29 protein-coding genes are annotated in these 26,151 nt (G+C 68.2%); 6 read left to right on the top strand and 23 right to left on the bottom strand.

All coding sequences use genetic code 11. The annotated features are described in order from the left end of the window. Nucleotide 1: 1 nt before the first annotated feature. On the bottom strand, nt 2-1,288 hold the full coding sequence (locus tag PVT71_RS16535; RefSeq protein WP_353475162.1) for a 4-aminobutyrate--2-oxoglutarate transaminase: 1,287 nt from the start codon (nt 1,286-1,288) through the stop codon (nt 2-4). A gap of 143 nt (nt 1,289-1,431) precedes the next feature. On the opposite strand from PVT71_RS16535, the gene PVT71_RS16530 reads away from it, so the two are divergent. Beyond that, the gene (locus PVT71_RS16530) at nt 1,432-2,004 is read left to right on the top strand and encodes a cupin domain-containing protein (RefSeq protein ID WP_353475161.1); all 573 of its coding nucleotides are present in this window, start codon (nt 1,432-1,434) and stop codon (nt 2,002-2,004) included. A 6-nt stretch (nt 2,005-2,010) separates the two neighbouring features. On the opposite strand, the gene PVT71_RS16525 is transcribed toward PVT71_RS16530, so the two are convergent. Both PVT71_RS16525 and pth read right to left on the bottom strand, forming a co-directional pair. Beyond that, nucleotides 2,011-2,382 (bottom strand): DUF2237 domain-containing protein, encoded by a 372-nt coding sequence (locus tag PVT71_RS16525; RefSeq protein ID WP_353475160.1) that lies wholly within the window; start codon nt 2,380-2,382, stop codon nt 2,011-2,013. Nucleotides 2,383-2,472: 90 nt separating this feature from the next. Beyond that, on the bottom strand, nt 2,473-3,165 hold the full coding sequence (gene pth / locus PVT71_RS16520; RefSeq protein ID WP_353475159.1) for an aminoacyl-tRNA hydrolase: 693 nt from the start codon (nt 3,163-3,165) through the stop codon (nt 2,473-2,475). A 76-nt stretch (nt 3,166-3,241) separates the two neighbouring features. Here pth and PVT71_RS16515 point away from each other — a divergent pair, with 76 nt between their 5' ends. Then, nucleotides 3,242-3,553: an antibiotic biosynthesis monooxygenase gene (locus PVT71_RS16515; RefSeq protein ID WP_353475158.1), complete on the top strand. Its 312-nt coding sequence runs from the start codon at nt 3,242-3,244 to the stop codon at nt 3,551-3,553. Between the two features lie 78 nt (nt 3,554-3,631). Here the strand turns inward: PVT71_RS16515 and PVT71_RS16510 are convergent, their stop codons facing one another. Continuing rightward, nucleotides 3,632-4,249, bottom strand: a complete 618-nt coding sequence (locus PVT71_RS16510; protein WP_353475157.1) for a 50S ribosomal protein L25/general stress protein Ctc — start codon at nt 4,247-4,249, stop codon at nt 3,632-3,634. A 175-nt stretch (nt 4,250-4,424) separates the two neighbouring features. On the opposite strand from PVT71_RS16510, the gene PVT71_RS16505 reads away from it, so the two are divergent. Beyond that, a complete protein-coding gene (locus tag PVT71_RS16505; protein WP_353475156.1) occupies nt 4,425-5,567 on the top strand; it encodes an MFS transporter in 1,143 nt (380 codons plus the stop codon). Nucleotides 5,568-5,571: 4 nt separating this feature from the next. Here PVT71_RS16505 and PVT71_RS16500 read toward each other — a convergent pair whose 3' ends face one another. The 5 genes from PVT71_RS16500 to cyoA are packed head-to-tail and all read right to left on the bottom strand — an operon-like array spanning nt 5,572 to nt 10,465. After that, nucleotides 5,572-6,324 carry an SURF1 family protein gene (locus PVT71_RS16500; RefSeq protein ID WP_353475155.1) on the bottom strand — a complete coding sequence of 251 codons (753 nt, stop codon included), beginning with the start codon at nt 6,322-6,324 and terminating at the stop codon, nt 5,572-5,574. Continuing rightward, nucleotides 6,321-6,773 carry a cytochrome o ubiquinol oxidase subunit IV gene (gene cyoD, locus PVT71_RS16495; RefSeq protein ID WP_353475154.1) on the bottom strand — a complete coding sequence of 151 codons (453 nt, stop codon included), beginning with the start codon at nt 6,771-6,773 and terminating at the stop codon, nt 6,321-6,323. The genes PVT71_RS16500 and cyoD overlap by 4 nt, the downstream gene beginning before the upstream one ends. Next, nucleotides 6,773-7,396 carry a cytochrome o ubiquinol oxidase subunit III gene (cyoC, locus tag PVT71_RS16490; protein ID WP_353475555.1) on the bottom strand — a complete coding sequence of 208 codons (624 nt, stop codon included), beginning with the start codon at nt 7,394-7,396 and terminating at the stop codon, nt 6,773-6,775. Before cyoC ends, cyoD begins: the two co-directional genes overlap by 1 nt. Nucleotides 7,397-7,398: 2 nt before the next feature. Continuing rightward, entirely contained in the window at nt 7,399-9,396 is a 1,998-nt protein-coding gene (cyoB, locus tag PVT71_RS16485) for a cytochrome o ubiquinol oxidase subunit I (RefSeq protein ID WP_353475153.1), read from the bottom strand. Continuing rightward, nucleotides 9,386-10,465 (bottom strand): ubiquinol oxidase subunit II, encoded by a 1,080-nt coding sequence (gene cyoA, locus PVT71_RS16480; protein ID WP_353475152.1) that lies wholly within the window; start codon nt 10,463-10,465, stop codon nt 9,386-9,388. Before cyoA ends, cyoB begins: the two co-directional genes overlap by 11 nt. A 556-nt stretch (nt 10,466-11,021) precedes the next feature. On the opposite strand from cyoA, the gene PVT71_RS16475 reads away from it, so the two are divergent. Beyond that, the gene (locus PVT71_RS16475) at nt 11,022-11,768 is read left to right on the top strand and encodes a hydratase (RefSeq protein ID WP_353475151.1); all 747 of its coding nucleotides are present in this window, start codon (nt 11,022-11,024) and stop codon (nt 11,766-11,768) included. A gap of 74 nt (nt 11,769-11,842) precedes the next feature. Here the strand turns inward: PVT71_RS16475 and PVT71_RS16470 are convergent, their stop codons facing one another. The 3 genes from PVT71_RS16470 to surE form a co-directional block, all read right to left on the bottom strand. Beyond that, the gene (locus PVT71_RS16470; RefSeq protein ID WP_353475150.1) at nt 11,843-13,039 is read right to left on the bottom strand and encodes a peptidoglycan DD-metalloendopeptidase family protein; all 1,197 of its coding nucleotides are present in this window, start codon (nt 13,037-13,039) and stop codon (nt 11,843-11,845) included. 63 nt (nt 13,040-13,102) lie between these two features. Further along, nucleotides 13,103-13,747 (bottom strand): protein-L-isoaspartate(D-aspartate) O-methyltransferase, encoded by a 645-nt coding sequence (locus PVT71_RS16465; protein WP_353475149.1) that lies wholly within the window; start codon nt 13,745-13,747, stop codon nt 13,103-13,105. After that, nucleotides 13,744-14,529: a 5'/3'-nucleotidase SurE gene (surE, locus tag PVT71_RS16460; RefSeq protein WP_353475148.1), complete on the bottom strand. Its 786-nt coding sequence runs from the start codon at nt 14,527-14,529 to the stop codon at nt 13,744-13,746. The genes PVT71_RS16465 and surE overlap by 4 nt, the downstream gene beginning before the upstream one ends. A gap of 80 nt (nt 14,530-14,609) precedes the next feature. Here surE and PVT71_RS16455 point away from each other — a divergent pair, with 80 nt between their 5' ends. Continuing rightward, nucleotides 14,610-15,446 (top strand): substrate-binding domain-containing protein, encoded by an 837-nt coding sequence (locus tag PVT71_RS16455; protein ID WP_353475147.1) that lies wholly within the window; start codon nt 14,610-14,612, stop codon nt 15,444-15,446. Nucleotides 15,447-15,468: 22 nt separating this feature from the next. Here PVT71_RS16455 and PVT71_RS16450 read toward each other — a convergent pair whose 3' ends face one another. From PVT71_RS16450 to PVT71_RS16420, 7 genes are all read right to left on the bottom strand, one after another. Beyond that, entirely contained in the window at nt 15,469-16,116 is a 648-nt protein-coding gene (locus tag PVT71_RS16450; protein WP_353475146.1) for an SDR family oxidoreductase, read from the bottom strand. A gap of 76 nt (nt 16,117-16,192) precedes the next feature. After that, entirely contained in the window at nt 16,193-16,441 is a 249-nt protein-coding gene (locus PVT71_RS16445; protein WP_353475145.1) for an amidophosphoribosyltransferase, read from the bottom strand. Between the two features lie 165 nt (nt 16,442-16,606). After that, nucleotides 16,607-18,082 carry an amidophosphoribosyltransferase gene (gene purF, locus PVT71_RS16440; protein ID WP_353475554.1) on the bottom strand — a complete coding sequence of 492 codons (1,476 nt, stop codon included), beginning with the start codon at nt 18,080-18,082 and terminating at the stop codon, nt 16,607-16,609. A gap of 258 nt (nt 18,083-18,340) precedes the next feature. Further along, nucleotides 18,341-18,913 carry a CvpA family protein gene (locus PVT71_RS16435; RefSeq protein ID WP_353475144.1) on the bottom strand — a complete coding sequence of 191 codons (573 nt, stop codon included), beginning with the start codon at nt 18,911-18,913 and terminating at the stop codon, nt 18,341-18,343. A 44-nt stretch (nt 18,914-18,957) separates the two neighbouring features. Next, nucleotides 18,958-20,325 (bottom strand): DNA repair protein RadA, encoded by a 1,368-nt coding sequence (radA, locus tag PVT71_RS16430; RefSeq protein ID WP_353475143.1) that lies wholly within the window; start codon nt 20,323-20,325, stop codon nt 18,958-18,960. 131 nt (nt 20,326-20,456) lie between these two features. Then, nucleotides 20,457-21,254 (bottom strand): DNA repair protein, encoded by a 798-nt coding sequence (locus PVT71_RS16425; protein WP_353475142.1) that lies wholly within the window; start codon nt 21,252-21,254, stop codon nt 20,457-20,459. 160 nt (nt 21,255-21,414) lie between these two features. Next, entirely contained in the window at nt 21,415-21,849 is a 435-nt protein-coding gene (locus tag PVT71_RS16420; protein WP_353475141.1) for a paraquat-inducible protein A, read from the bottom strand. Nucleotides 21,850-22,029: 180 nt separating this feature from the next. Between PVT71_RS16420 and PVT71_RS16415 the strand changes: the two genes are divergently transcribed. Then, on the top strand, nt 22,030-22,935 hold the full coding sequence (locus tag PVT71_RS16415) for an HNH endonuclease (protein WP_353475140.1): 906 nt from the start codon (nt 22,030-22,032) through the stop codon (nt 22,933-22,935). A 16-nt stretch (nt 22,936-22,951) separates the two neighbouring features. Here the strand turns inward: PVT71_RS16415 and PVT71_RS16410 are convergent, their stop codons facing one another. The 4 genes from PVT71_RS16410 to alr are packed head-to-tail and all read right to left on the bottom strand — an operon-like array spanning nt 22,952 to nt 25,945. Further along, nucleotides 22,952-23,353 (bottom strand): hypothetical protein, encoded by a 402-nt coding sequence (locus PVT71_RS16410; protein ID WP_353475139.1) that lies wholly within the window; start codon nt 23,351-23,353, stop codon nt 22,952-22,954. Continuing rightward, nucleotides 23,350-24,096, bottom strand: a complete 747-nt coding sequence (locus PVT71_RS16405) for an ATP-binding cassette domain-containing protein (protein ID WP_353475138.1) — start codon at nt 24,094-24,096, stop codon at nt 23,350-23,352. The genes PVT71_RS16410 and PVT71_RS16405 overlap by 4 nt, the downstream gene beginning before the upstream one ends. Then, a complete protein-coding gene (locus PVT71_RS16400) occupies nt 24,093-24,911 on the bottom strand; it encodes an ABC transporter permease (RefSeq protein WP_353475137.1) in 819 nt (272 codons plus the stop codon). The genes PVT71_RS16405 and PVT71_RS16400 overlap by 4 nt, the downstream gene beginning before the upstream one ends. Next, nucleotides 24,908-25,945 (bottom strand): alanine racemase, encoded by a 1,038-nt coding sequence (gene alr / locus PVT71_RS16395; RefSeq protein ID WP_353475136.1) that lies wholly within the window; start codon nt 25,943-25,945, stop codon nt 24,908-24,910. The genes PVT71_RS16400 and alr overlap by 4 nt, the downstream gene beginning before the upstream one ends. Nucleotides 25,946-26,151: the final 206 nt, after the last annotated feature.

The following is a 26,151-nucleotide window of genomic DNA, read 5'->3' as shown; positions in this document are numbered from 1 at the left end:
CTCAGAGCCCTTTCGCGGTCTTGGCGGCGGCTTCGAGGATGCCCATGGCCTCGTCGAAGATCGCGTCGGGGATGGTGATCGGCGCGAGGAAGCGGATGACGTTGCCATAGACGCCGCAGGTCAGCAGCAGCAGGCCGCGGTTCAGCGCCTCGAGACGGATGGCATTGGCGAGCTCGGGCAGCGGGGTGCCGTCCGCGCCGATGAACTCGGCGGCGACCATGAAGCCCGGGCCGCGCACTTCGGCCAGCTCGGGGACATCGGCGCGCAGCGCTTCGAGACGGGCCTTCAGCCTGGTGCCGAGGGTGTTGGCGCGTTCGCAGAGCTTCTCCTCGTCGATCACGTCGAGCACGGCATTGGCCGCGGCGATGCCGAGCGGGTTGCCGCCGTAGGTGCCGCCGAGGCCGCCGGGGGCCGCCGCGTCCATGATCTCGGCGCGGCCGACCACGCCCGAGATCGGAAGACCGCCGCCAAGGCCCTTGGCCATGGTGGTGAGGTCAGCGGCGACGCCATAGGCTTCCATGGCGAAGAGCGTGCCGGTGCGGGCGAAGCCGGTCTGCACCTCGTCGGCGATCATCACGATGCCCTTGTCGTCGCAGAGCTTGCGGATCCGCTCGACGAACTCCTTCGGTGCGGGGTTGAAGCCGCCTTCGCCCTGCACCGGCTCGAAGATGATCGCGGCGACGCGGGCCGGGTCGACATCGGCCTTGAACAGCGTGTCGAGCGCCTTGAAGCTGTCCTCGACGCTGACGCCGTGAAGCTCGTTCGGGAAGGGCACGTGGAAGACGTCGTTCATCATCGGGCCGAAGCCGGTCTTGTAGGGCGCGACCTTGCCGGTCAGCGTCATGCCCATGAAGGTGCGGCCGTGGAAGGCGCCGCTGAAGGCGACGATGGCCTGACGGCCGGTGTGGGCGCGGGCAATCTTCACAGCGTTCTCGACCGCCTCGGCGCCGGTGGTGACGAACATCGACTTCTTGGCGAAGTCACCCGGCGCGCGTTCGTTCAGGCGCTCGGCAAGGCGCACGTAGTTCTCGTAGGGCACGACCTGATGGCAGGTGTGGGTGAAGGCGTTCAGCTGCTCGGCGACGGCGGCCATGACCTTGGGGTGGCGGTGGCCGGTGTTGACCACGGCGATGCCCGCGGCGAAGTCGATGAGACGGGTGCCGTCGGCGTCCCAGATCTCGGAATTCTCGGCCTTCACCGCGTAATGGTCGGTGAGCACGCCGACGCCGCGGGCCAGCGCGGCCTTGCGGCGGGTTTCGATCTCGGCGTTGGCGGTCTGCTTGAGCATGGTCTGTCCTCCGGGGGGCCGCGTCGCGGCCCGTGCGTTTCTCTGACCGGCAGGCTACAGGTTCCAGTATTGCGAAAAAGTCTGTTTCTTGCTGCCTGCAACTCGTTGTAGATGCTGGGTGGCTGAACAAGGTTTTGCGGATAATGAACACATCGAACACGACTCAGGAGGACCTTGCGCTGGGTCACCGCCTGCGGGTGCTTCGCGAGCGCGCGGGCCTGTCGCAGCGTAGCCTTGCCAAGAAGGTTGGGGTGCCGAACTCGACCATCTCGCTGATCGAGTCAGGCAAGACCAACCCTTCCGTGGGGGCGCTGCGCAAGATCCTCGACGGTATCCCGGTCAGCCTCTCGGAGTTCTTCGCCTTCGAGCCCGCGCCCGAACGGCAGATCTTCTACGCCGCCGAGGAACTGGTCGAGATCGGCAAGAAGAACCTCTCGCTGAAGCAGGTCGGCGCGACGCTGATCGGCCGGGCGATGATGCTGCTGCGCGAGACCTACGCGCCGGGGGCCGACACCGGCCGGGTGATGTACGGGCACGAGGGCGAGGAGGGCGGCATCGTCATTTCCGGCCGGGTCGAGATCACCGTGGGCGAGGAGCGCAAGATCCTCGGGCCCGGCGATGCCTATTACTTCGACAGCCGCGTGCCGCACCGTTTCCGGCAGGTCGGGGCCGAGCCCTGCGTGCTCTTCTCGGCCTGCACGCCGCCGACCTTCTGAGGCGCCCTACTCGGACCTGTGCTCTTCGAGGATGTCGAGCGAGACCACCTCGAGCGCGCGGGCATGGGTGGACTCGAGCTGCACTTTCGGCGCGCAGCCCTCGTCATGGGCCTGCAGGAAGCGCAGCGCGCAGAGGCACCACTGGTCGCCCGGCTTCAGCCCGGGAAAGCGCAGCCCGGGGCGCGGGGTCGAGAGGTCATTGCCGACATACTTGGAATAGGCGAGGAACTCGGCCGTCATCACCGCGCAGACGGTGTGGCTGCCCGCGTCCTCGGCGCAGGTGTTGCAATGGCCATCGCGGAAGTAGCCGGTCAGCGGCTGCACCGAGCAGGGGTGGAGCTGGCCGCCCAATACGTTGATCGCCCGATCCTTTTGCATCGCGTCCTCCATCAACATGCCCCCAGTTCCCCTCAACCTAGTGAGAGCTCGGCCCTCCGGCAAGTCGCGCGGCTGCAAGGCCGGGATGGGTCAGCGGAACTTGTCGGCCAGTTTCTGCATCGGGCTGCGGGTGTCCTCGACGGGGGCGGGGGCCGCGGCGGGTTTCGCCGCCTCCGCGCCTGCCTCGCCCTTCTGCGCGGATTTCGACGAGCGCGGCGGCGCGACACGCAGCGCCACGGCGTTCTGGAAGCCCGGCTTGTCGCCCTCGGCCAGCGCCTTCGCCCCGTCCGAGATGCCGCGCATCAGGTCGTCGAGCCAGTCTTCCTCGGCCTTGGCGAAATCGTGCAGCACGTAGCCCGACACCGCTTCCTTGCGGCCCGGGTGGCCGATGCCGAGGCGGATGCGGTGATAGGCCTCGCCGATGTGCTGGTGGATCGAGCGCAGCCCGTTGTGCCCGGCGTGGCCGCCGCCGGTCTTCACCCGGCACTTGCCCGGAGCAAGGTCGAGCTCGTCGTGGAACACCGTCACGTCGCCCGGCTCGAGCTTGAAGAAGCGCATCGCCTCGCCCACCGACTGGCCCGAGAGGTTCATGAAGGTCTGCGGCTTCAGCAGCAGCACCTTCTCGGACCCGAGACGCCCCTCGGCGACCTCGCCCTGGAAGCGCGCGCGCCACGGCGTGAAGCCGTGATCCTCGGCGATCCGATCGACGGCCATGAAGCCGATGTTGTGCCGCGTCTTCGCGTATTTGCCGCCGGGATTGCCCAGACCCACGAAAATCTGCACCGCGTCTCTCCGATTTGCTTCTGCCACGCCCTAGATAGGGCGGGGACGGCGATAGCACAGACAGGAAGGAGAGACCATGTATCTCACGATGAACCGCTTCAAGGTGATCCCCGAGAAGGCGGCGGAGTTCGAGGAGGTCTGGGCGCAGCGCGACACGCAGCTGAAGACCGTGCCGGGCTTCCGCAGCTTCGCCCTGCTGAAGGGTCCCGAGCGCGAGGACCATGTCCTCTATGCCTCGCACACGATCTGGGAGGACGAGGAGAGCTTCATCGGCTGGACGAAGAGCGAGGCCTTCCGCATCGCCCACAAGGGCGCGAAGGGCCGGGCCGAGATGTACCGGGGCGGGCCGGAGCTCGAGATCTTCGAGTCGGTGATCGAACTGGTCTGAGACGGCGCGGGGCCGCCGCAAACGAAAACGGCCCTGCCGGGGGCAGGGCCGTTCGAAACGTCGGAACGTGCGAGAGGATTATTCCTCTGCAGCCGCCTCTTCGACTTCGTCGTCGCCGCCCACCAGGCCGCGCGGAGCGGAGATGTTCGCGATCACGAAGTTGCGGTCGATGGTCGGCTTCACGCCTTCCGGCAGGACGACATCGCTGATGTGGATGACGTCGCCGATGGTCTTGCCAGCCAGGTCCACGGTGATGTGGTCCGGAATGTCGCCGGCGAGCACGTTCAGCTCGACTTCCTGACGGACGATGGTCAGAACGCCGCCGCGCTTGAGGCCCGGTGCCTGCTCCGCGTTGATGAAATCAACGTGGATGTACAGGTTGATCCGCGAGGTGCGGCGCAGGCGCATCAGGTCGAAGTGCGTCGGCAGGTCCTTCACGACGTCGCGCTGGACGTCACGGCAGATCACGCGCACATCCTCGTGGCCATCGACCTTGAGGTTGAAGAGGGTCGACTTGAAGCGCCCGGCCTTCAGGGTCTTCAGCAGCGAGTTGAAGGGGATCTGGATCGCGAGCGGCTCTGCTTCGCCACCAAACACGACGCCAGGAACCATGCCGTCACGACGAGCTTGCCGAGCGGCGCCCTTGCCCGTCCCCGACCGTTCCAGAGCTACGAGATCAGGAATCTCACCAGCCATTTTGTATCTCCAATGTATCTAGGGCAGGGTGCCTCCAAGGCTGTCACCCCGCGATGAACGCAGCCCCATAGACCGGATCACCATTTTCGGCAAGGGCTGAATCGTGCCAGTCCCGGCGCCGGGGCGCATTTGACGCGTCTGGACCTTCGCCGCGGCCCGTGTCACGGCTTGCGCCATGAGCATTCCGAGTGACCTTCGACTGATCCGCCGCCCGCTCGCGGGTTTTGCTGCAATCGGCATCTGCTGGGGCGTCTTCGCAGGCTGCGTGCCGCAGATCAAGGCCCAGGTCGGGCTCTCGGACGGCGGCTTCGGCACCGCGATGCTGGTCTCGACCTGCGGCGCGATCCTCGCGATGTGGCTGGCGCCCTGGGTCGAGGAACGGCTGAAGGCCAAGGCCATGCCGCTCTTCACCGCGCTGCTGGGGCTCGGCTTCCTGCTGCCGGGGCTGGCGGGTTCGGGCGTGCAGTTCGCCGCGGCGATGCTGCTCTGCGCCGCCGCCGCGGGCACGGTGGACGTGGCGATGAACGCGCAGCTCTCGCAGCTCGAGGCGCGCTCGGGGCGGCCGCTGATGAACCTCGCGCATGGCGGCTACTCGCTGGTCTATGCCTGCGCCGCGCTGGCGGCGGGCATCGCGCGCGGCAGCGGCCTGCCGGTCTGGGCGATCTTCCTCGGGGCCACCTGCCTCACGCTGGTGGCGGCGCTGATCGCCCGCGGCGGCGAGGCCGTGCCGCATCACGAGGAGGCCGGGATCGGCAGCCGCGCGCCGCTGCCCTGGGGGCTCATCAGCCTCGCGGGGGTGGTGATCTGCATCGGCTTCATGGCCGAGCAGGCGACCGAGGCCTGGTCGGCGCTGCACCTCGAGCGCAACCTTGGCGCCGGGGCGGTCGGCGGCGCGCTGGCGCCGACGCTGCTGGGGCTCACCATGGGTGCGGGGCGGCTGTCGGGGCAGGGGCTGATCCGGCGGCTCAACGGCGCGGGCGTGCTCGGCGCGGGGGCGGGGCTTGCCGCGCTCGGCGCGGTGATCGCGGCGCTGGCGCCGACCGCGCTCGTCGGCTGGACCGGCTTTGCGATCCTCGGCTTCGGCGTCTCGGTGCTGGCGCCCATGGCCTATGCCTGGCTCGGCGCGCGGCTGACGCCGCAGGCGCGGGCGCGGGCGATCAGCCGGGCGACGGTGATGGGCTACGCGGGCTTCTTCATGGGCCCGCCGCTGATGGGCGGGCTCTCCGAGCTTTTCGGCCTGCGCGTCTCGTTCGGCGCGGTGGCCTTGCTGCTGATGCTGGTGCCGCTGGTGCTGTTGCCGCTGATGGCGCGGCGCTGAGCGCTCAGCGACCGCGGCGCAATTCCGTCCAGAGGAAGAGGCCCCAGGCCGCGAGGACCATCAGCGCGAGCCCGGCCCAGGTCAGCGCGTAGCTGAGATGCGCATTGCGGAAGCTGACCACGGTCTGCCCGCCGCGCGGCCAGGCCTTGGCATCATCTCCCATGTCTTGATCGATGAAATAGGGGGCTGCGTTCTCGAGCCCCTTGGCCGCGGTGATCGAGCCGATGTCGCGGCGATACCACTGCCCGCCCTCGGGGTCGTTGTCGCGCGAGAAGAGCCAGCCGCGGTCCTCCGAGAGGCGCAGCAGGCCGGTAACGGTCTGCTCTCCCTCGGGCGCCTTGCGGGTGGCGGGATCCTTGAGGGTTTCGGGCACCAGCCCGCGGTTGACCATCACCACCGTGCCGTCGTCGCGGCGCAGCGGGGTCAGGACCCAGTATCCGGGGCCGAAATCCGCGGGGGTGTAAATCTGCACTTCCTCATCATTGAGGAAGGTGCCGGCGAGGGTGACATGCCGGTACTCGGCGCTCTCGGCGGTGATCCCGGCCCAGTCTTCCGGGCCGGGGGCGGGGACGGGCGCGGCATGGACGCGCGCCTCGACCCTCTCGATCAGGGCCACTTTCCAGTGCAGCCGGTTCACCTGCCAGATCGCCAGCGAGGTGAAGCCGACCAGACCGGCAAGGGCAAAGAGCGTGACCGCCACGATGAGCGGCCAGCGGCGGCGCTGCACGCCGGACTTATGCGCCGCCGCCTTGCTCATTTGCCGTGGTCCATCTGGCTGTGGTCCATCTCGCCGTGCTCGGCCGCGCCGTGCTCGCCGTGGCCGGACATGCCCTGCATGGAGGCGCCGGGCGTGGCTTCGGGATCGCTCACCATGTTGCTCTCGCTCATCTGCATCATGTTCACGTTCATATTGTGCATGACCCAGAGCGAGCCTGCCAGAACGATCGCCACGATCACCACCGCAAGAACGGTGGCCGCGAGGGTCCAGCCCTCTTCGGTGCTGCTCTTGAGGTGGAGGAAGTACACGAGGTGCACCACGATCTGGACGGCGCCCAGACCCATGATGATCGCGACCAGCGTGGAGGGCGCAAGCCCGGTTTCCATCATGACCAGCGCGAAGGGGATGATGCTCAGGATCGCCGCGAGGGCGAACCCGATCATCAGCTGGCCCATGGTGCCGTGCGATGCTTCGGAATGTGCGCTCATCAGATCAGCCTCACGAGGTAGACGAAGGAGAACACCCCGATCCACACCAGATCGAGGAAGTGCCAGAACATGCTGAGCGTCGAGAGGCGCTGCATGTTCGCCGGGATCATGCCCTTCATGCGGATCTGCGCGATCATCACGCAGAGCCAGATGAGGCCCGCGGTCACGTGCAGACCGTGGGTGCCGACCAGCAGGAAGAAGGCCGACAGGAAGCCCGAGCGGTCAGGGCCCGCGCCGATGTGGATCAGGTGGTTGAACTCGTAGAGTTCCATCCCGATGAAGCCCGCGCCGAGCAGGCCGGTGATCACCAGCCACAGGGTGGTGGCGTCCATGTCGTGGTTCTCGGCCTTCAGCATGGCGACGCCGAAGGTGATCGACGAGAACAGCAGCAGCGCCGTCTCGATCGCCACGAAGCCGGGCTCGAACAGGTCCTTCGGGCCGGGTCCACCGGCGAAGTTGTTGCCGAGCACGGCATAGGCGGCGAAGAGCGAGGCGAAGATCACGCAGTCGCTCATCAGGTAGATCCAGAACCCGATCGGGGTGGGGCTGGCGTGGTGATGATCGGGGTGGTGGTCGGGGCCCTTGGGCCCCTCCACGCGTCCGGTCAGCGGAGTGTCGAGCATGGTCATGCGACCTCTCCCTTCGCTTCCGTTTCAGCGACCTTTGCCGCCGGGATCCAGTGATCCTGATTGTAGTTGAAGGTATGCGCGATCACCGTCGCGATCATGCCGATGAACGAGATCGCGGCGAGCCACCAGATGTACCAGATCATCGCGAAGCCGAAGACGAGGGCCATGGCGGCGACGATGATGCCGGTGGCCGTGTTGTTCGGCATGTGGATGTCCTGGTACTTGGTCGACCACTTGAACCCGTCCTGCTTCATCTTCCAGAAGTAGTCGCGGCCGGAGACCACGATGTCCTGCGGGAAGTTGTAGTTGGCGGGCGGCGACTGGGTTGCCCAGTCGAGGGTGCGCGCGTTCCACGGGTCGTTGCCGACGGCCAGCTCCTTGCGGCGCAGGATCGAGACGGCGAAGTTGATGAAGCCGCAGGCGATGCCGCAGGCGATCAGCACCGCGCCGAAGGCGGCGACGATGAAGTAGATCTGCCAGGCCTGGTCCATGTAGCTCTGCAGGCGGCGCGTCACGCCCATCAGGCCGAGCGCGTAGAGCGGCATGAAGGCGAAGTAGAAGCCGACGAACCAGAACCAGAAGGTGCGGCGCCCCCACTTGTCGTCCAGCTTGAAGCCGAAGGCCTTGGGCCACCAGAAGGTGACGGCCGCGTAGACCCCGAACACCACGCCGCCGATGATGACGTTGTGGAAGTGGGCGATGAGGAACAGCGTGTTGTGCAGCTGGAAGTCAACCGGCGGAACCGCCAGCAGGACGCCGGTCATGCCGCCGATGGCGAAGGTGACGATGAAGCCGGTGGTCCAGAGCATCGGCACTTCGAAGCGCACGCGGCCCTTGTACATGGTGAAGAGCCAGTTGAAGACCTTAACCCCGGTGGGCACCGCGATGATCATCGTGGTGATGCCGAAGAAGGTGTTCACGTTGGCGCCGGAGCCCATGGTGAAGAAGTGGTGCAGCCAGACGACGAAGGACAGCACCATGATGCAGGCGGTCGCCCAGACCATGGTCTTGTAGCCGAAGAGCGGCTTGCCCGAGAAGGTCTGCACGATTTCCGAGAACACCCCGAAGATCGGCAGGATCAGGATGTAGACCTCGGGGTGACCCCAGATCCAGATCAGGTTCACGTACATCATGGCGTTGCCGCCGAGATCGTTGGTGAAGAAGTGGAAGCCGAGGTAGCGGTCGAGCGTCAGCATGGTCAGCGTGGCGGTCAGCACCGGGAAGGCCGCGACGATCAGCACGTTGGTGCAGAGCGTGGTCCAGGTGAAGACCGGCATGTCGAAAAGCTTCATGCCCTTTGCGCGCATCTTGAAGATCGTCGCGAGCAGGTTCACGCCGGAAAGCGTCGTGCCCACGCCGGCGATCTGCAGCGCCCAGAGGTAGTAGTCGACGCCCGGCCCGTGAGAGAAGGCCGATCCCGACAGGGGTGGGAAGGCCAGCCAGCCGACACGGGCGAACTCGCCGATGAAGAGTGAGATGTTCACCAGCAGCGCGCCGGCCACCGTCATCCAGAACGAGAAGTTGTTCAGGAAGGGGAAGGCCACGTCGCGGGCGCCGATCTGCGTCGGCATGACGAAGTTCATGATGCCGGTGATGAAGGCCATCGCCACGAAGAAGATCATGATCACGCCGTGGGCGGTGAAGACCTGGTCGTAGTGGTGCGGGGGCAGGTAGCCCTCGGCGCCGCCGGCCGCCATGGCCTGCTGGGCGCGCATCATCAGCGCGTCGGCAAAGCCGCGGATGAACATGATGAAGCCGAGGATCATGTACATGATCCCGATCTTCTTGTGGTCGACGCTGGTGATCCAGTCACGCCAGAGCGGACCCCAGAGCTTGAAGTAGGTCATCAGGACCAGCGCGGCGATGCCGCCCAGCACGATCGCCGAGAAGGTGCCGACAAGGATCGGCTCGTGGTAGGGGATCCAGTCGAGGGTCAGGCGGCCGAAGATCGGCGACCAGGTCTCGGGGGCTTGGACATGGGCTTCAGTTGCCATTGTGCGCTGCTCCCTCATGCGTGTTCATGGAAAGGGTTTCACCGTCCTCGTGGCCATGGGCCGGGGCGGAAGGCGTCGCGGGCACGCCGATCGGATTGCCGAAGCCGTCGATCGCGCGCTGGTCGTCGTACTGGTACTTGTGCTTGTCGGCGATGCCTTCGAGGCCGCCGCCGCCCATCTCGTCCTGCATCATCATCTGGTCCATGCAGACCTTGCCTTCGTCGACGCAGAGGCCGCGGATGCGGTCGAAGAGCGACGCATCGACGCCGCTGTAGTACTGCACCGGGTTGGCCATCGAGGGGACCTCGAGCGCGAGGTAGGTCTCGCGCGACAGCTCGTTATTCGAGGCGCGGGCCTTCTCGACCCACTGGTCGAAGTCCGCGTCGCTCATCGCCAGCGTGTCGAAGTGCATCTCCGAGAAGCCCGGGCCCGAGTAATGCGCCGCCTGGCCGAAGAAGGTGCCTTCCTCATCGGCGATGAGGTGCAGCTTCGTCTCCATGCCGGCCATGGTGTAGATCATGCCGCCGAGCGCCGGGACCGAGAAGGTGGTCATCACGGTCGAGGAGGTCAGGCGCAGGTTGATCGGACGACCCGCGGGAACCGCCAGTTCGTTGACCGATGCGATGCCCTGCTCGGGGTAGATGAACAGCCATTTCCAGTCGAGCGAGACCACGTCCACCTCGATCGGCTCGCCGATCTCGGTTCCGATCTCCGCCGCGTCGAGCGGGCGGTAGGGGTCGAGCCGGTGCGTGTAGATGTAGGTGTAGACGCCGAGGATCGCGACGATCACGATCGGCACGCCCCAGAGCACGTACTCGAGCTTGGTCGAGTGCGACCATTCCGGCGCGTAGTCGGACTGGTCGGGGCGGTCGGCGCGGTAGCGCAGCGGGAACCACACGGCCATGAAGATGACCGGGATGATCACGATCAGCATGAGCAGGGTCGAGATGACCAGCAGGTCACGCTGCTCGGCGGCAACCCAGCCCGACGGCGCAAGCACGTCGTACTGGCACGCCGACAGGCTCGCGACCGCTCCCAGCAGGATCGGTATTTTGAACGATAGTCTCAAGTCAGCCTCGCAAGTCTTTCCGGGCCGGTAAGGAGGAGGAGGGAGGCCAGCCCGGGAGAACAGTTCGGGCGCGCTCAGCACGGGCACGTCCGTTACAGGTGGGTCGCGCGTAAAATGCTGCAGGCGCGAACCGAATAGGTCATTCCGTCGCACATGTTTGCCGATCAGCTTTGCGTGACGGAACGTGCGGCGCAGCGACTCGCTCGCCGCGCGGGCAGGGAATAGACCGGGTAACTCCGGAGTTTCTAGGGAAATCATGCGGAAACCCGCAGCTATTTCCGCCGGGCCGGAAGCGGCCGGCCGCGCGCTGCCGCGGCGCGAGGATGGGATCCGCGCCCGGGTTTGAAGATCCCTACACAAAAAGTTGAACCCCGCCCTCGGGAGGGGGGCCGGGGCTGGTCAGCGATTGGGCGGTGCCGGGGTGCGGGGAGCCGCAATTTCGGCGATTGCGAAGGCGCGGATTCGGCCGCGCTTGGCGGCGAGTCCTCCTTGCTCTAAACCTTTGGCCGAGGCTGCCATTCGGCTGCCCAACAGCCAGTCTTCCCGGAGAATTCCCATGTCCCTGTCCCCCGATCTGTCCGCGCTTGTCGCCGCGTTGCAGCATGCGCATGAGAGCGGCACGCGCTTCGCGCCCGCGGCCTCCGGCATCGCCCTGCCCGAAAGCCGCGAGGATGCCCTTGCCGTGCAGCGGGCGATCACGGCGGCGCGCGGTGCGGTGGCGGGCTTCAAGGTGGCGGCCGGGGCGGGGATCGTCGCGCCGGTCGTGGCACCGATCGCGGCGGCCGACGTGGTCGAGAACGGCGGCGCCGCGACGGTGCGCGGCCGACTCGGCATCGAGCTCGAGATCGGCTTCGAGCTGCTGAAGTCCCTGCCGGGCCGCGGCCTGCCGGAGCCGGTGGCCGAGTATTTCGTGCCACGCCCGGTGATCGAGCTGGTGGACACCCGGCTCGAGGGCGAAAGCGCCGAGATGCCGCTGCTGAAGCTCGCCGACATGCAGGTCAACGCCGGGCTGGTGGCGAGCGCGCCGCTCGCGGACTGGGACGGCAGCGATTTCGGCGCGGTCGAGGCGAAGCTCGTGGCGGGCGAGGACGTGGTGCTGGATGGCCCGGCGACGGTGCCGGGCGGCTCGGCGCTGGCCAACCTCGCGCTGCTCTGCGAGGTGCTGGGCGATCATTGCGGCGGGCTGCAGCCGGGGCAGGTGGTGATCACCGGCTCGCTCTGCGGCCTGCCCTATTTCCCGGCCGGAACCCAGGTCTCGGGCACCATCGCGGGGCTCGGCACGGTGTCGGTCTCGCTGGTCTGAGCCAACGCCCCCCGGACAAGAGGAAACCCCGCGCCATCAGGCGCGGGGTTTTCAATTTCAGGCCCTTGCGCGGGTCAGCGCAGGTAGGACATGGGATCGACGCTCTCGAAGCCCTTGCGCACCTCGAAGTGCAGGAAGGCCGGGTCGGCGGCGCGCACCGAGCCGATGGTCTGGCCGCGGCTCACCGCGTCGCCCTTCTTGACCTGCAGCCCGTCGAGGTGGGTGTAGATCGACAGAAGCTCGTCCGGGTGGCGGATGACGACGATCTGCACGTTCTCGGTGTTGCGGGTGATCGCCGCGACCGTGCCGCTGGCCGCCGCCTTGACCGCGCTTCCCGCGGGGGCCGAGATGTCGATCCCCTCGTTCTTGCCCTTGGAATATTCGCGCACGATCGAGCCGTTCACCGGCATCACCATCAGCGCGTTAGAGCTCGCCTGGCCGATGTCGGCCACCGGCTTGGAGGCCGCCGCGGTTGCCTTGGCCTCGTTGGTCTGCGTCGTGCGCGACGGCTCGTCCTTGGGCAGCGGCTGCGTCGAGGAGGGCGGCTGCGGCGTCGGCGAGCCACTGCCCGGCGAGACGGTGACGCTCTCGGCGCGGGTGGCCTTCTGCTCGACCACGGGGATCAGCAGGTACTGGCCCTCGCGCAGGGTGAAGTTGGCATCGAGCCCGTTCCAGTCCGCCAGCGACTTCGGCGTCACGCCGTAGAGCCGCGCGACGGTGAAGGCGGTCTCGCCGCGCTGCACCTTGTGGCGGATCGGCTCGACGCCGCCGGTCTGCACCGCGGAATTGGTCTGCGCCGGGGCAAGCGTGGTGGTGGTCACCTCCGACGGGCGCGCGGTCACCGGTGCATTGTTGATCGCGTTCCCGGCGAGGGTGGCGATGTCCACGGGCGCGCTGGCCGAGGGCACGGCCACGCCGACGCGCGACGGCAGGGCGATGATCTCGTCCGGGCGCAGCGGGTCGTTGGGCTGCATGCCGTTGTAGCGCGCGACCTCGCCGGCGGGCAGGCCGACGCGGTTGGCCACGTCCGCCACGGTGTCGCCGCCGCGGGCGATGGCCACCTGGTAGGTCGGGTAGGACAGCACCCCGCGCGCGTCGGGCACCGGCCGGTCGGCGGTGCTGGCGGCGAGTGCTGCCTGCGACGTGTCGAGCGAGCCGCCCATGCGGCCGCGCATGTCATAGTCGAGCGGGCCGGAGCAGGCCGCCAGAAGGGCGGTCGCGGCCAGGGGCCCGGCAATGCGGGTCGCGGATTTGCGGAATGCGTCTTGCATCTGTCTCGATCCTCGCCTGCGCCCCTTGTCCCGGGACGTCATGTAAATCGCCGCCGGTGGCGGTCAGCTCTCCTTGGCCAGACCTTCCACAAGCGGCACGAAGCGCACGGGGCGCAACTCGTCATAGTCGAAGCCCTGCTCCGTGCGGGTCACCCGGATGAGGTGCTGCACGGTGTCGGACTGCCCCACGGGCAACACCATGATACCGCCAATCCGCAGCTGGGCCAAGAGCGGCCCGGGCGGGTCCTCTGCCGCGGCGGTCACCAGGATGCGATCGAAGGGCGCCTGATCGGGCAGGCCGAAGCTGCCGTCGGCGGTAAAGGCGGTGATATTGGAAAGATCCAGCGCGTCGAAGATCTTGCGCGCCTCGACCACGAGGCGGCGGTGGCGGTCCACGGTGTAGACCCGACGCGCCAGCTGGCTGAGGATCGCGGCCTGGTAGCCCGAGCCGGTGCCGACCTCGAGCACCTTGTCGCGGTTCGACACGTTCAGCGCCTGGGTCATCAGCCCGACCACCGAGGGCTGCGAGATGGTCTGCCCGCAGGGGATCGGCAGCGGCATGTCCTCGTAGGCGCGGTCGGTGAAGTAGCCCTTCACGAAGAGCCCGCGGTCGATCTTCTCCATCGCCTCGAGCACGAGGCTGTCGGTGACCCCACGTGAGCGCAGGGCAAAGAGCAGCTGCATCTTGCGCTCGGCGTCGAAACTCATGCGAAGGCCTCTTGCAGCGGAGCCAGGGCGTCATGCGCGGTCAGATCCGCGCGCATCGGTGTCACCGAGATGTAGCTCTCGAGGTTGACCGCGGCGTCGGTGCCTGCGGGGGCGGGCCGGCGCTGGTCGCCGCCGCGGATCCACAGGAACTTGCGCCCCGAGGGCGACAGGTGCGGCTCGACGGAATAGTTGGTCTCGGCGCGGCGGCCCTGCGGCACGACGCGGGTGCCCAGCACCTCGTCCGCCGGGCAGGGCGGGAAGTTCACGTTCCAGAACAGCCGGTAGTCGCCGTCCGCCTTGGTGCCCGAGGCGAGGATGCGGCGGACCACCTCGACGCCGTGGGTCGCGGCGGCCTCGAAGGGGTTCTTCAGGTTGCGGGTGCGCGGCCCGAGATACTGCGACAGGGCGATCGACGGCAGCCCCTGAAGCGCGCCTTCCATGGCGCCGCCGAGCGTGCCGGAATAGAGCGCGTTCTCGGCCGAGTTGTTGCCGCGGTTGACGCCGGAGAGCACGAGGTCGGGCGGGCAGTCCTTCATCACGTCGTGCAGGCCGGCAAGCACGCAGTCGGCCGGGCTGCCCTCGGCGGCCCAGCGGCGCGGCCCCATCTCGGCGATCATCATCGGATGGGTGTAGCTGATGCAATGCGCGACCCCCGATTGCTCGAAGGCCGGCGCCACGGTCCAGACCTCGCCATCGGGCCCGGCGAGCTCTTCGGCGATGGCGTGCAGCACCGTCAGCCCCGGGGCGTTGATGCCGTCGTCGTTGGTGATGAGAATGCGCATGATCGGGTCCCTGTTATCTCACTTCCATAGGCAATGGCCTGCGGTGGGGCAAGGCGCAGGAGCCCGGCGGCGCGCGGCTGATGCGATCTGGCCTCAGGTGTGACTCTGAAGTAGCGGACCGCGCCCGGGAAGCGAGACAATTGGTCCCTGTGGCAGAGGCTTCGCTTCCCCCCGGAACGTGCTATCGTCAGGCGTCATCCGGTTTTTCAGAGGCTTCGCCCATGCCGCCGCAGGCCCTCGTCATTCTTGTGCCTCTCGCGATCAAGGCGGTGATGTCCGCGTTCGGAACCCGGATGGAGGCGGCCGCGGGCCTGCCCCTTCGGGTGGTCAACGATCTCAACCCGGCAATCCCCGAGCGCATCTTCGCGGGTCGGCCCGGCGACATCGGCCTCACCAACCCGCCCTACGTGCGCCAGCTGATCGAGGCGGGCCTCGTCGACGCGGCCACGCACCGGGCCTTTGGCCGGGTGCGGCTTGCCGTCGCGCGGAAGGCGGGGAGCGGGGCGGGGGTGCTGGGCGGGCAGGACGAGATCGTCGCGATGCTGAAATCGGCGCGCAGCATCGGCTACACCGGCGCGGGCACCAGCGGGCGCACCTATCTGGGGATGCTCGGCAGGCTCGGCATCGTCGCCGAGGTGGCGCCGCAGAGCCGCCCGATGGGCGGTGGGGCCCCGGTGACCGCGGTCGCGGCGGGAGAGATCGAGCTCGCGGTGGCGCCGCTGACGACCATCCTTGCCAGCCCCGGCGTCGAGCCCGCGGCGATCTTTCCCGATGCGCTGGGAACGCACATCGACATGTCGGTCTTCGTCACACGGCAGGCCGCGCCCGAGGCGATGGCAGTGTTGGAGTTCCTGACCTCGCCGACGCTCGACGAGGAGTTGGCCGCGGCCGGGGTGGAGCGCTTCGAGCTGGCGTGACCGCCAGCCCGGATCGCGGGTCTCAGAGGAGGCCGAGCTCGCCCAGAAGCCGCGCGGCTTCCGCGTAGGGAGAGGCGAGCACGGTCTTGTCCTCGCCGGGGTGGAAGACGACGCGGGTGGTGGTGTGCATCGGCTTCGGGCTGACGATCTCGACCCGCGGGCCGGTCTTGCCGGTCTCTGCCTGCCAGCTGCGGGCCAGCGCGATCTGCGCGCCCTTGGTCGTGCCGTAATGGCCGTAGAACCGCTCGCCCGCGTGGTCGTCCTCGAAAAAGACGGCGCGGCCGTGCTCGCCCAGCAGCGGCGTCACATAGGGGATCAGCACGCCGGTCGCGGTCAGGTTGGTCGCGATCGACTTCGCCCAGTCCTTCTGGTCCATGTGGTTCGCGGGGGTCAGCGGCGCGGCATGCACGGCGGTGTGCAGCCAGAGCTTGATCCCGCCCCAGCGGTCCCAGACCGAGCGGCAGAGCTGCGCCATGGCCTCGGGCTTGGTGATGTCCATGGGGGCGAGCGTCGCCGCCCCGCCCTTGGCCTTGATGCGGTCGTCGAGATCCTCGAGCCCGCCGACGGTGCGACCGACGGCGACGATGTGATAGGCCGGGGCGAGCGCTTCGGCGAGGGCAAAGCCCAGCCCGCGCGAGGCTCCGGTGACAAGGGCGATCTGTTCACTCATGCCAGCCGTGTCGCCCGGACGCAGACGAATGTCAATTCGCGTAAGATGCGCCGGGATGCGGCGAAATCGCCCCGTGTCAGGGAAGCTCGATCCACTGCGAGGACGAGCCCTTCGACAGCGCGATGCGGTCCTTGTCGATGGCCACGACCTTCTGGTTGCCGAGTTGCGTGCCAAGACCGACGGTGACGACCCGGCCATCGGGCAGGCGGATGAGGGCGCGCGGATCGCGATCCGAGCCGCGCACGCCAAGCAGCGCCATGCCGCTCGGCAGGGGGGTCTGGGTGGTGGCGCTGGCCGCGACCTTCGGGGGGGTGGAATTCGTCATGGCCGTGTCTCCTTCGTCTGGTTGCAGCGGATCGCAGCCAGTTAAAGAAGGGGTGCGGGCACAAAAAGGGGGACGTCCGGTCACGTCCCCGTGGGCGCCGCGACGGAACTGCGCCTGCGGCGGAAAGTGGCGCGCCCCCCGGCGGGGAGGCGCGCACGCGCTGCGTTACTCTGCCGCAGTCTTGAGCTTGAAGCCCTTCTCGATCATGTCCGCCGGCTCGACCGGGTACTCGCCCGAGAAGCAGGCGTCGCAATATTGCGGGCAGGAGTTGTTGCGGCCCTGCTCGCTCGCACCCACGGCGCGGTAGAGCCCGTCGAGCGAGATGAACTTGAGGCTGTCGACGCCGAGATGCTCGCGCATCTCGTCCTCGGACATGGTCGCGGCCAGCAGCTTCTCGCGCTGGGGCGTGTCGACGCCGTAGAAGCAGGGCCAGGCGGTGGGCGGCGAGGCGATGCGGAAGTGCACCTCGGCGGCGCCCGCGTCGAGGATCATCTCCTTGATCTTGCGCGAGGTCGTGCCGCGAACCACCGAGTCGTCCACGAGGATCACCCGCTTGCCACGGATGAGCGCGCGGTTGACGTTGAGCTTGAGGCGCACGCCCATGTTGCGGATCTGCTCGGTCGGCTCGATGAAGGTGCGGCCCATGTACTGGTTGCGGATGATCCCCATGCCGTAGGGGATGCCGCTCTCATGCGCGAAGCCGATCGCCGCCGGAGTGCCGCTGTCGGGCACCGGGCAGACGAGGTCGGCCTCGACCGGGGCCTCGCGGGCAAGCTCGACGCCGATCTGCCGACGCGTCTCGTAGACCGAGCGGCCGCCGATGATCGAATCGGGGCGCGAGAAGTAGACGTGCTCGAAGATGCAGAACTTCGAGGGCTGCGGGCGGAACGGGCGGCGGCTCTCGACCTTGCCGCCCGAGATGACGACCATCTCGCCGGGCTCGATCTCGCGCACGAATTCCGCGCCGATGATGTCGAGCGCGCAGGTCTCGGAGCTGAGCACGTAGCCGCCGTCGGCGAGCTTGCCGAGCACCAGCGGGCGCACGCCCAGCGGGTCGCGCACGCCGATCAGCTTGGTGCGGGTCATGGCGACGACCGAGAAGGCGCCCTCGACGCGGCGCAGCGCGTCTTCCATGCGGGCCGGGATGTCGCGCTGCAGCGAGCGCGCCATCAGGTGGATGATGCATTCGCTGTCGGACGAGCTCTGGAAGATCGAGCCGCGCTCGATCAGCTCGCGGCGCAGCGCCTCGGCATTGGTGATGTTGCCGTTGTGGGCGATGGCGGCGCCGCCCATCGAGAATTCGCCGAAGAAGGGCTGCACGTCGCGGATCGCGGCCCCCTTGGAGCCGGCGGTCGAGTAGCGCACGTGACCGATGGCCAGCGCGCCGGGCAGTGTTTCCATCAGCGAGGCGCTGGTGAAGTTGTCGCGCACGTAGCCGAAGCGGCGGGCCGAGTTGAACCCTTCCTCGGGCGAGTAGGAGACGATCCCGCCGGCTTCCTGTCCCCGGTGCTGCAGCGCGTGCAGGCCGAGGGCGACGAAGTTCGCCGCGTCGGTGACACCGGTGACACCGAAGACGCCGCACTCCTCGTGCAGCTTGTCGGCATCGACCGCGTCGAAATCAAAGGGATGGGCGGGGGGCATCTGGCGATCGGACAAGGGCGGCTCCGAATCCATGGGGCTGGGTACGGCCCCCTCATACCGGCATGGAGGGCTCGTGTCACGGAAGCTTCGCATATGGACGCCGCAGCGCGGCGTGACAAGGTCTGCGCGGACCGCGCGTAAAGATTGCGCGCGCCCCGTGGCGTTGCCGCGCGGCAGGCGCCGGAACGCGAAAGCCGCGCCCGGGGGCGCGGCTCGTGTCCTTGGCTCGCAGGGTCCGGCGGCAGGCCGGGCCGGGGATCAGGCGTCGCCCGCGCCCGGGGCCTCGCAGGTGCCGACCAGCTGCTCGTATTGCGCGGTGATCCAGCCGAGCGCCGCCTCAGGGTTCTGGTCCTCGATCTTGCCGGTGAACTGCGCGAAGACCGCAGCCGAGCGCGAATCGTCGACCATCGGGATGCCCTGCGCGGTGATCACCGTCTCGTAGACGAAGAAGGCGATGGCCACGAGCAGCACGCCGCGCGCCACGCCGAAGAGGAAGCCGAGCCCCTGGTCCAGCCCGCCGAGCGCCGAGCGCTGCACGAGGCTCGAGAAGACCGGGGTGAAGAGCGACACGACGACCAGCGCCAGCGCGAAGACCGCGGCAAAGGCGGCGATGATCGACAGCTCGCAGCTGTCCGAGAGGAAATCGCCGAGCACCGGGATTTCCTTGACCAGCGGCTGCACCTGCGGCGCGAAGACGAAGGCGAGGATCGCCGCGACGATCCAGCCGATGATCGCGAGCGCCTCGCGCACCAGCCCGCGCGAATAGGCGAGCAGTGCCGAGAGCACGATGACGAGCGCGACGACCCCGTCGATGATAGTGAATCCGTCCATGCGCTCCGCGCCCCTCGTCTGAACCGTTTGTCCGGTGCCGCGCCTCAGCCGGCGTCGAATACCTCACCCACCAGCGTGACGAGGTCGGGCATCTGGCTGAGCGTGAGACCGCTCTTGCCCGTTACCTTTCCGCCCCTCGGCAGGATCGCGTTGGAAAAACCAAGTTTTTGCGCCTCTTTCAACCTGTTTTCGGTCTGGCCGACCGGTCTGAGGGCCCCCGAGAGGCTTATTTCTCCGAAAACAACGGTTTCCGGGGGCACCGCGATGTCCTCGCGGGCGGAAAGCAGCGCAGCCGCAACCGCCAGATCCGCCGCCGGCTCGTTGATCTTCATGCCGCCGGCGACGTTGAGATAGACGTCGAGTCCCGCGAAGGGGATGCCGCAGCGCGCCTCGAGCACGGCGAGGATCATCGCCAGCCGCCCACCGTCCCAGCCGACCACCGAGCGCCTCGGCTGCGACTGCGGGGTGGGGGCGACGAGCGCCTGGAACTCGACCAGCACCGGCCGCGTGCCCTCGATGCCGGAAAAGACCACCGAGCCCGGGGCCGGGGTGCCGCGCTCCGACAGGAACAGCGCCGAGGGGTTCAGCACCTCGGAAAGCCCCGCGCCGGTCATCTCGAAGACGCCGATCTCGTCGGCCGGTCCGAAGCGGTTCTTCACCGAGCGCAGGATGCGGAACTGGTGTCCGCGCTCGCCCTCGAAGTAGAGCACCGTATCCACCATGTGTTCGACCACGCGCGGCCCGGCGATCTGCCCGTCCTTGGTGACGTGGCCGACCATGATGACCGAGGTGCCCTGGCGCTTGGCGAAGGTGGTCAGCTCGTGCGCGGCGGCGCGCACCTGCGCCACCGAGCCGGGGGCGCTGGCGACGTTGTCCACCCACATGGTCTGGATCGAGTCGACGATCACCAGCCCCGGCTTCTCGGCCTCGAGCGTGGTGAGGATGTCGCGCAGGTTGGTCTCGGCGGCGAGCTGCACCTGCGCATCGGCAAGTCCCAGACGCTGGGCGCGCATGCGCACCTGCGCGCGCGCCTCCTCGCCGCTGGCGTAGATCACCTTCAGGCCGGCGCGGGAAAAGGCGGCCGCCGCCTGCAGCAGCAGGGTCGACTTGCCGATGCCGGGATCGCCGCCGACAAGGATCGCCGAGCCGGGCACCAGCCCGCCGCCCAGAACCCGGTCGAGCTCGTCGAGGCGCGAGGCGGTGCGCGGCGGCGCGGCCTCGGTGGTCGCGAGGTCCGAGAGCAGCACCTTGCGCCCGCGCGACGCGCCCAGCGTCTTGCCGCCGGGCCCCTGCGAGAGCGGCACCTCCTCGGTGATGGAGTTCCATTCCCCGCAGGCATCGCACCGCCCCGACCATTTCGAGGTGGCGTTGCCGCAGGACTGACAGACGAAATTCGCGGAAGGTTTGGCCATGCCCGGTTTCTGCCCGCTCGCGCGGCGGCGCGCAAGCGCGGCTCTTCTTCTCTTTCCAAATACGCCGGGGGTGACTGCGGCGAAGCCGCAGAGGGGGCAGCGCCCCCGTCTGCGAGGTCAGGGTGCCTCGCTCACTCGGCGGCGCGGGGCAGGGGAACGATATGGTCGGGCCGCGGCTCCTCGACGACGTCGAAGCCGGGCGCGTCCATGCTGACCGTGGCCTCGGGCAGGATCTCGGGCAGGATGTCCTCGAGCTCGTCCACCAGCCGGGCGAGCTGGGCCTGGGCGATCGCCTCGTCGAGCTCCAGCCGTTCGTGCCAGCGCCGGATCTCGACCGCCGCCGCCTTGGCCTTGTCGATGCGGATGTTGAAATCCTCGACCTCCTGCTGGCGTGCGATCAGGAAATCCTGCGCGCGCTGCACGTTGCGGTCGGAATAGGTGCGCGCAAGATCGCGCGAGACGTGGCTCATCTGGGCGGCGACCTCGAGCACCGAGGGTTCGAGCTCGGCAAGGTCCGGGTGGTCCCGCAGGTAGGCGAGCCTCTCGCGCACCGAATCGAACTCCGACTCCAGCCTGAAGACCCCCTCGCGATCGGCGCGGTGCGACAGCGCATAGGCTTTCGCAATGTCGCGCATGCCGATCTGGAAAGAGCGGTGCGACCGCTCCAAGGCCATGACATGCGCCGCGTTCGGCAGGAAGGACACCAGCACCAGCGCAATCCCGGCAAACGTGCACTGCACCCAAAGACCCGCGTTCTCAATCGGTTGCCCGCCAAGGCTCAGGTCGATCTCGAGCCAGGGCGCAAGCCCGGCGGCGGCGGCCGCGGTCCAGACCAGCAACGCCAGTCCGATGACGCCGACAACGAGGAAGGCAAGTCTCTGAAGGATATAGTGCAGGGCCAGACCTGCGTCACGAAGTTGGGACACCATGGGGGACTCCCAAGAAAAAGCCAAAGAATGAACGGTAACGGAATAGAATAGTTCGAGTGTACCGAAAGGAGAGAAAAATGTTAACTTTAATGACCGGCCCGTTTGCGGGCTGAACAATCACAGTGGCAGAATTGCAATTGTAGCGTGAAAGCTGTGTAATTCAGTCGCCTTTTTTCCGGCTTTCGACCATGCCGAGGGCAAGGGATGCCAGCACGCAGAAGGTGAAGAGATAGAGGCCCCAGCCGGTCTCGATCCTGCCCACCCCCATGCCCTTGATCAGCGTGACATAAACCGCGACGAGGAAGATGTCGGCCATGGCCAGCTTGCCGAGCCCGTTGATCACCGGCAGGGCGCGGCGCGAGACGAGGCCGAATTGCACCAGCGCCAGTCCCCCGATCTTGACCATCGGCGCCACCAGCGCAAAAAGCGCCACCACCAGCGCGAGGAAGACGTCGCTGTGCCAGAGCGTGACGATCCCCGAGATCACGCTGATTTCCGAAAGCCCGAACAGCGGCAGCAGCCCCGCCCGCATCAGCGGCGCGACCCAGGCCACCGGGTAGAGCAGGAAGAGGGCGAGATTGGCGTATTTCAGCATGGGCAGCCTGCAATCGGCGTGGGGGGCTCGGGCACGGCTTATACCTCCCGCCCGGTCGGGGCCAGACGGCTGGGCTCCAGGATCCTCACAGACAAAAGTCCCTCCACCGGGGTGACGTAAGAAAAACATTGATTTTCTGCGGGTTGATGCGTTCCTGGGCGCATGGTGAAGCTTGTTCTCATGCACAAGGCTGACTCGATTTACGAGGATGAGCCCGATGTCGTCTACGATTTCCCGCGCGCTTATCTGAAGGCGATGCAGGAGGCTGTCGGCGACTGGATCGTCTACTACGAACCGGCCAAGGCCGGCCCGCGCGGCTATTTTGCGGTGGCCAAGATCGCGCAGGTCTTTCCGAAACCGGGGGTGGACGGGCGCTTTCTCGCCTTGATCGAGCCCGAGAGCTTCCTGCCCTTCGATGTCGAGGTGCCGAGGCTGGTCGAAGGCCGCCCCCTAGAAGCCGCGCTGACCGAGGAGGACGGTTCCGCCAAGCGCGGCGGGGCCGTGCAGCTGGCGGTGCGCAGGCTGCCGGAGGCGGATTTCGCGCGGATCGTGAACCTTGGCCTGCCGCAGGATCTCGAGCAGATGGAGGCGACGCGCTACAGCCCTGCGGGCTACGAGATCGCGGAAGGTGCGCAGATCTTCGAGCGGCCGGTGCTCGAGCCGCTGACCCGGCGCCCTTACCGGGATGTCGCGTTCCGCAGGAAGGTGCGCGAGGCGTATGGTTACCGCTGCGCCATGTCCGGGTTGATGCTGCGCAACGGGGGTGGCCGGCCCGAGGTCCAGGCCGCGCATATCCGGCCCGTCGAGAACCAGGGCAGCGATTCCGTGCGCAACGGGCTCGCGCTTTCGGGGACGCTGCACTGGATGTTCGACCGTGGGCTCATCTCGGTCGCCGATGACTGCGAGACCATTCTCGTATCTCACAACAAGGTGCCGGGCGACGTCGTCTCGCGCCTGCTGTCGCCAGGCGGAAAGCTCCTGAAGCCGGAAGACCCGCGCAATGTGCCGCATCCGGAGAACCTGCGCTGGCACCGGGAGAACGTCTTCGGCCGGGTGCTGACGGCGGAACCGGCGCCATGGGGGTAGGGCTCGGTGCGACCGATCAGCTGTAGCGCGCGGCGAGCCAGAGGGCGAGCAGGGTGGCGATCAGCAGACCATGCAGCATGTCGATGCCGCGCAGGCGGCGGCTGGGCAGCGCGGCGCTGAGCGCGAGCGGGGCGGAGGCGAGGAGCAGCGCCGGGAGGCCCTGCTGCCAGGTGAGCAGGCGCGAGAGCGCCGGCAGCAGCGGCGGGCCCGTCAGCCCGTACTGCGGCGCAAGCATCGGCGCGAGGCCTGCGTAGCTGCCGAGGCACGCAAGCCCAAGCGAGACCAGCGCCGCGAGCCGTGACGGCCCGCGGCCGAAGAGCGTGCGGCCAAGCGCGAGCAGCGCGAGCAGCTCGAAGTAGACGAAGCTCTTGAGGACGATCAGCGCAAGCAGGACGGGGCTGGGCTGGAACGGGCTCAACGCAGCGCCTCGATCGGGCCGGTGGCATGGCCGTGGATGAACTGCTGCACGTAAGGGTCGGGCGCGGTGTCGAGATCCAGCGCCGGACCCTCCCAGCGGATCTTGCCGGCGTGGAGCATGGCGACCCGGTCGGCGATGGCGCGGACCGAGCTCATGTCATGGGTGATGGTCAGCGCGGTCGCGCCCATCTCGGTGACGATCTCGCGGATCAGGTCGTTGATCACGCCCGCCATGATCGGATCGAGCCCGGTCGTCGGCTCGTCGAAGAAGATGATCTCGGGCTCGGCGGCGATGGCGCGGGCAAGGCCGACGCGCTTCTGCATCCCGCCCGAGAGCTCGGCGGGCAGGCGGTCGGCTACCTCGGGGCCGAGACCGACGCGGCGCAGCTTGTCGATGGCAATCTCGCGCGCCTCGCGGCGCGGGCGCTTCAGCGGGCCGCGCAGCAGCCGGAAGGCGACGTTCTGCCAGACCGGCAGCGAGTCGAAGAGCGCGGCGCCCTGGAAGAGCATGCCGAAACGCGCGAGGAAGGCCTCGCGGTCGCCGCGCGTGGCGTCCTGGCCGTCGATCTCGATCCGGCCGCTGTCGGGGGTGACGAGGCCGAGGATGCATTTCAGCAGCACCGACTTGCCGGTGCCCGAGCCGCCGATGATCACCATCGAGCTGCCCCGCGGCACGTGCAGGGTCGCGCCGCGCAGGACCGGCGCGCCGTCGAAGCTCTTGTGCAGGTCGGTGAGGGTGATCATGCCGAGAAGAACACCCCCGTGAGCAGGAAGTTCGCAGCGAGGATGAGAATCGCCGCGACCTCGACCGAGGACTTGGTGGCGCGGCCGACGCCCTGCGCGCCGCGGCCCGAGTGCATGCCGTAGTAGCAGCCCATCAGCGCCGCGATGCCGCCGAAGGCGCAGCCCTTGGCGAGCGAGGACATCACGTCGAGCGGCTCGAGGAAGTCGAGCGTGTTCTTCAGGTATCCCACGGGGTTGAAGCCCAGCGAACTCGTTGCCACGGCATAGCCGCCGGCAATGCCGATCACGTCGCCCACCGCCACCAGCAGCGGCACGGTGACAAGCGCCGCCAGCAGGCGCGGCGCGACGAGGTACTTCATCGGGTTGGTGGAGAGGGTGACCAAAGCGTCGATCTGCTCGGTCACCTTCATCGTGGCGATCTCGGCGGCGATCGAGGAGGTGACGCGCGCCGCGATCATCAGCCCGACGAGCACCGGGCCCAGCTCGCGCACCATGCCGATGGCGACGATCTGCGGCACCACCGCCTCGGCGTTGAAACGCGCGCCGCCAGAGTAGATCTGCAGCGCCAGCGCGCCGCCGGTGAAGATCGCGGTCATGCCCACCACCGGCAGCGACAGCCAGCCGATGTTCAGGAGTGCCGTGGCGAATTCGCGCGGGTAGAGCGGCGGGCGCAGGATGTGGCTCAGCGCCGAGAGCGCGAAGAGCGTCAGCCGCCCCGCCGACGCGAGCCCCCGGATCACGCCTCGGCCAAGCGTTCCCAGCGCCCCCGTGATCGCCCTCACGAGCGGCGCGGCGAGGGAGGTCCCGAGGCTCATTCGCCCTGGTAGACCCGCTTGTAGCGGCCGCCGAGCGAGGTGAGGATCTCGTAGCCGATGCTGTCGATGTGGTTCGCCAGCTGGTCGACGCCCTGGTGCGGGCCGAGCAGCTCGAGCGTCTCGGGCACCGTGTCGACCGCCGTGACGTCGACGGTGATGAGGTCCATCGAGATGCGGCCGAGCAGCTTGCAGCGGGTCTCGCCGGCCCAGAGGTAGGTCTTGGGCGCGAGCGCGCGGTGCAGCCCGTCGGCATAGCCGGCCGAGATCGTCGCGACCTTCATCGGCGAGCGGGCGACGAAGGCGTTGGCATAGCCCACCGACTCGCCCATGGCGACCTCGCGGACCTGGATCACCGGGATGTGCAGCGCCACCACGCGGCGCGCGTCGCGGAAGGGCAGCGCACCGTAGAGGCCGATGCCGGGGCGGGTGACGTCGAAATGGTAGTCGCGGCCCAAAAGGATGCCGCCCGTGGCCGAGAGCGAGCGCGGCGCGTCGAGCCCGTCGGTCATCTCGCGGAAGGTGCGCAGCTGGTGCGCGTTCATGCCGTGGTTCGGCTCGTCGGCGCAGGCAAGGTGTGACATGACCAGCCGCGGCTTCTGCTTCATCGCGAGCTCGCGCAGCGCCGACCACTCCTCGGCCTCCATGCCGAGCCGGTTCATGCCGGTGTCGAGCTGGATGCCGAAGGGATGGCCCGGCAGCGCCTCGACATGGCGCAGCATCTGGTCGATCGAGTTCAGCATCGGCGTCAGCGACGCCGCACGGATCAGCGCCGCATCGCCCGCCATGTGGCCGCCGAACACGTTGATCTCGGGGCCCTCGCCCAGGGCCGCGCGGACCGCGGCGCCTTCCTCGGCGGTCGCGGTGAAGAAGCGGCGCACGCCTTCGCGCGCCAGCATCGGGGCGACGCGGTCCGCGCCGAGCCCGTAGGAATTCGCCTTGACCACGGCGCCGGTCTCGCAATCGGAGAGGGCGTCGAGGGCGCGCCAGTTGGCGCGGATCGCATCGAGATCGACGGTAAGCTGTGCCTGTGCCATGGCGCGTTGATTGCTGCGCGCGCGCGGGGCGTCAAGAGGGAAAGCGCGGGCGCGGGCGGCGGCGCCCCGGGCGCGACCCGGAGGGCCTGCGGTGCGGGCAGGAGCGGGGGTTTCACACCCCCGCACCCCCGTGGGATATTTTCGACATTTGGAAGCGGGGCGGGCGCGCAGGCCACGCAAGGCGCGCGCCCGGGGCGGGGCGCGCG

It is taken from the genome of Salipiger sp. H15 (genome assembly GCF_040409955.1).
Lineage (GTDB): Bacteria > Pseudomonadota > Alphaproteobacteria > Rhodobacterales > Rhodobacteraceae > Salipiger.
The sequence above is the reverse complement of the archived record's forward strand: the minus strand, read 5'-3'. Positions and strand labels throughout refer to the sequence as shown.

Excerpts from the sequence above, each read along its gene's own strand:
- PVT71_RS16535 (WP_353475162.1), bottom strand. The coding sequence starts at position 1,288 with ATGCTCAAGCAGACCGCCAACGCCGAGATCGAAACCCGCCGCAAGGCC.
- PVT71_RS16530 (WP_353475161.1), top strand. The coding sequence starts at position 1,432 with ATGAACACATCGAACACGACTCAGGAGGACCTTGCGCTGGGTCACCGC.
- PVT71_RS16525 (WP_353475160.1), bottom strand. The coding sequence starts at position 2,382 with ATGCAAAAGGATCGGGCGATCAACGTATTGGGCGGCCAGCTCCACCCC.
- PVT71_RS16515 (WP_353475158.1), top strand. The coding sequence starts at position 3,242 with ATGTATCTCACGATGAACCGCTTCAAGGTGATCCCCGAGAAGGCGGCG.
- PVT71_RS16510 (WP_353475157.1), bottom strand. The coding sequence starts at position 4,249 with ATGGCTGGTGAGATTCCTGATCTCGTAGCTCTGGAACGGTCGGGGACG.
- PVT71_RS16505 (WP_353475156.1), top strand. The coding sequence starts at position 4,425 with ATGAGCATTCCGAGTGACCTTCGACTGATCCGCCGCCCGCTCGCGGGT.
- PVT71_RS16500 (WP_353475155.1), bottom strand. The coding sequence starts at position 6,324 with ATGAGCAAGGCGGCGGCGCATAAGTCCGGCGTGCAGCGCCGCCGCTGG.
- cyoD (WP_353475154.1), bottom strand. The coding sequence starts at position 6,773 with ATGAGCGCACATTCCGAAGCATCGCACGGCACCATGGGCCAGCTGATG.
- cyoC (WP_353475555.1), bottom strand. The coding sequence starts at position 7,396 with ATGCTCGACACTCCGCTGACCGGACGCGTGGAGGGGCCCAAGGGCCCC.
- cyoB (WP_353475153.1), bottom strand. The coding sequence starts at position 9,396 with ATGGCAACTGAAGCCCATGTCCAAGCCCCCGAGACCTGGTCGCCGATC.
- PVT71_RS16475 (WP_353475151.1), top strand. The coding sequence starts at position 11,022 with ATGTCCCTGTCCCCCGATCTGTCCGCGCTTGTCGCCGCGTTGCAGCAT.
- PVT71_RS16470 (WP_353475150.1), bottom strand. The coding sequence starts at position 13,039 with ATGCAAGACGCATTCCGCAAATCCGCGACCCGCATTGCCGGGCCCCTG.
- PVT71_RS16465 (WP_353475149.1), bottom strand. The coding sequence starts at position 13,747 with ATGAGTTTCGACGCCGAGCGCAAGATGCAGCTGCTCTTTGCCCTGCGC.
- surE (WP_353475148.1), bottom strand. The coding sequence starts at position 14,529 with ATGCGCATTCTCATCACCAACGACGACGGCATCAACGCCCCGGGGCTG.
- PVT71_RS16455 (WP_353475147.1), top strand. The coding sequence starts at position 14,610 with ATGCGATCTGGCCTCAGGTGTGACTCTGAAGTAGCGGACCGCGCCCGG.
- PVT71_RS16450 (WP_353475146.1), bottom strand. The coding sequence starts at position 16,116 with ATGAGTGAACAGATCGCCCTTGTCACCGGAGCCTCGCGCGGGCTGGGC.
- PVT71_RS16445 (WP_353475145.1), bottom strand. The coding sequence starts at position 16,441 with ATGACGAATTCCACCCCCCCGAAGGTCGCGGCCAGCGCCACCACCCAG.
- purF (WP_353475554.1), bottom strand. The coding sequence starts at position 18,082 with ATGCCCCCCGCCCATCCCTTTGATTTCGACGCGGTCGATGCCGACAAG.
- PVT71_RS16435 (WP_353475144.1), bottom strand. The coding sequence starts at position 18,913 with ATGGACGGATTCACTATCATCGACGGGGTCGTCGCGCTCGTCATCGTG.
- radA (WP_353475143.1), bottom strand. The coding sequence starts at position 20,325 with ATGGCCAAACCTTCCGCGAATTTCGTCTGTCAGTCCTGCGGCAACGCC.
- PVT71_RS16425 (WP_353475142.1), bottom strand. The coding sequence starts at position 21,254 with ATGGTGTCCCAACTTCGTGACGCAGGTCTGGCCCTGCACTATATCCTT.
- PVT71_RS16420 (WP_353475141.1), bottom strand. The coding sequence starts at position 21,849 with ATGCTGAAATACGCCAATCTCGCCCTCTTCCTGCTCTACCCGGTGGCC.
- PVT71_RS16415 (WP_353475140.1), top strand. The coding sequence starts at position 22,030 with ATGCACAAGGCTGACTCGATTTACGAGGATGAGCCCGATGTCGTCTAC.
- PVT71_RS16405 (WP_353475138.1), bottom strand. The coding sequence starts at position 24,096 with ATGATCACCCTCACCGACCTGCACAAGAGCTTCGACGGCGCGCCGGTC.
- PVT71_RS16400 (WP_353475137.1), bottom strand. The coding sequence starts at position 24,911 with ATGAGCCTCGGGACCTCCCTCGCCGCGCCGCTCGTGAGGGCGATCACG.
- alr (WP_353475136.1), bottom strand. The coding sequence starts at position 25,945 with ATGGCACAGGCACAGCTTACCGTCGATCTCGATGCGATCCGCGCCAAC.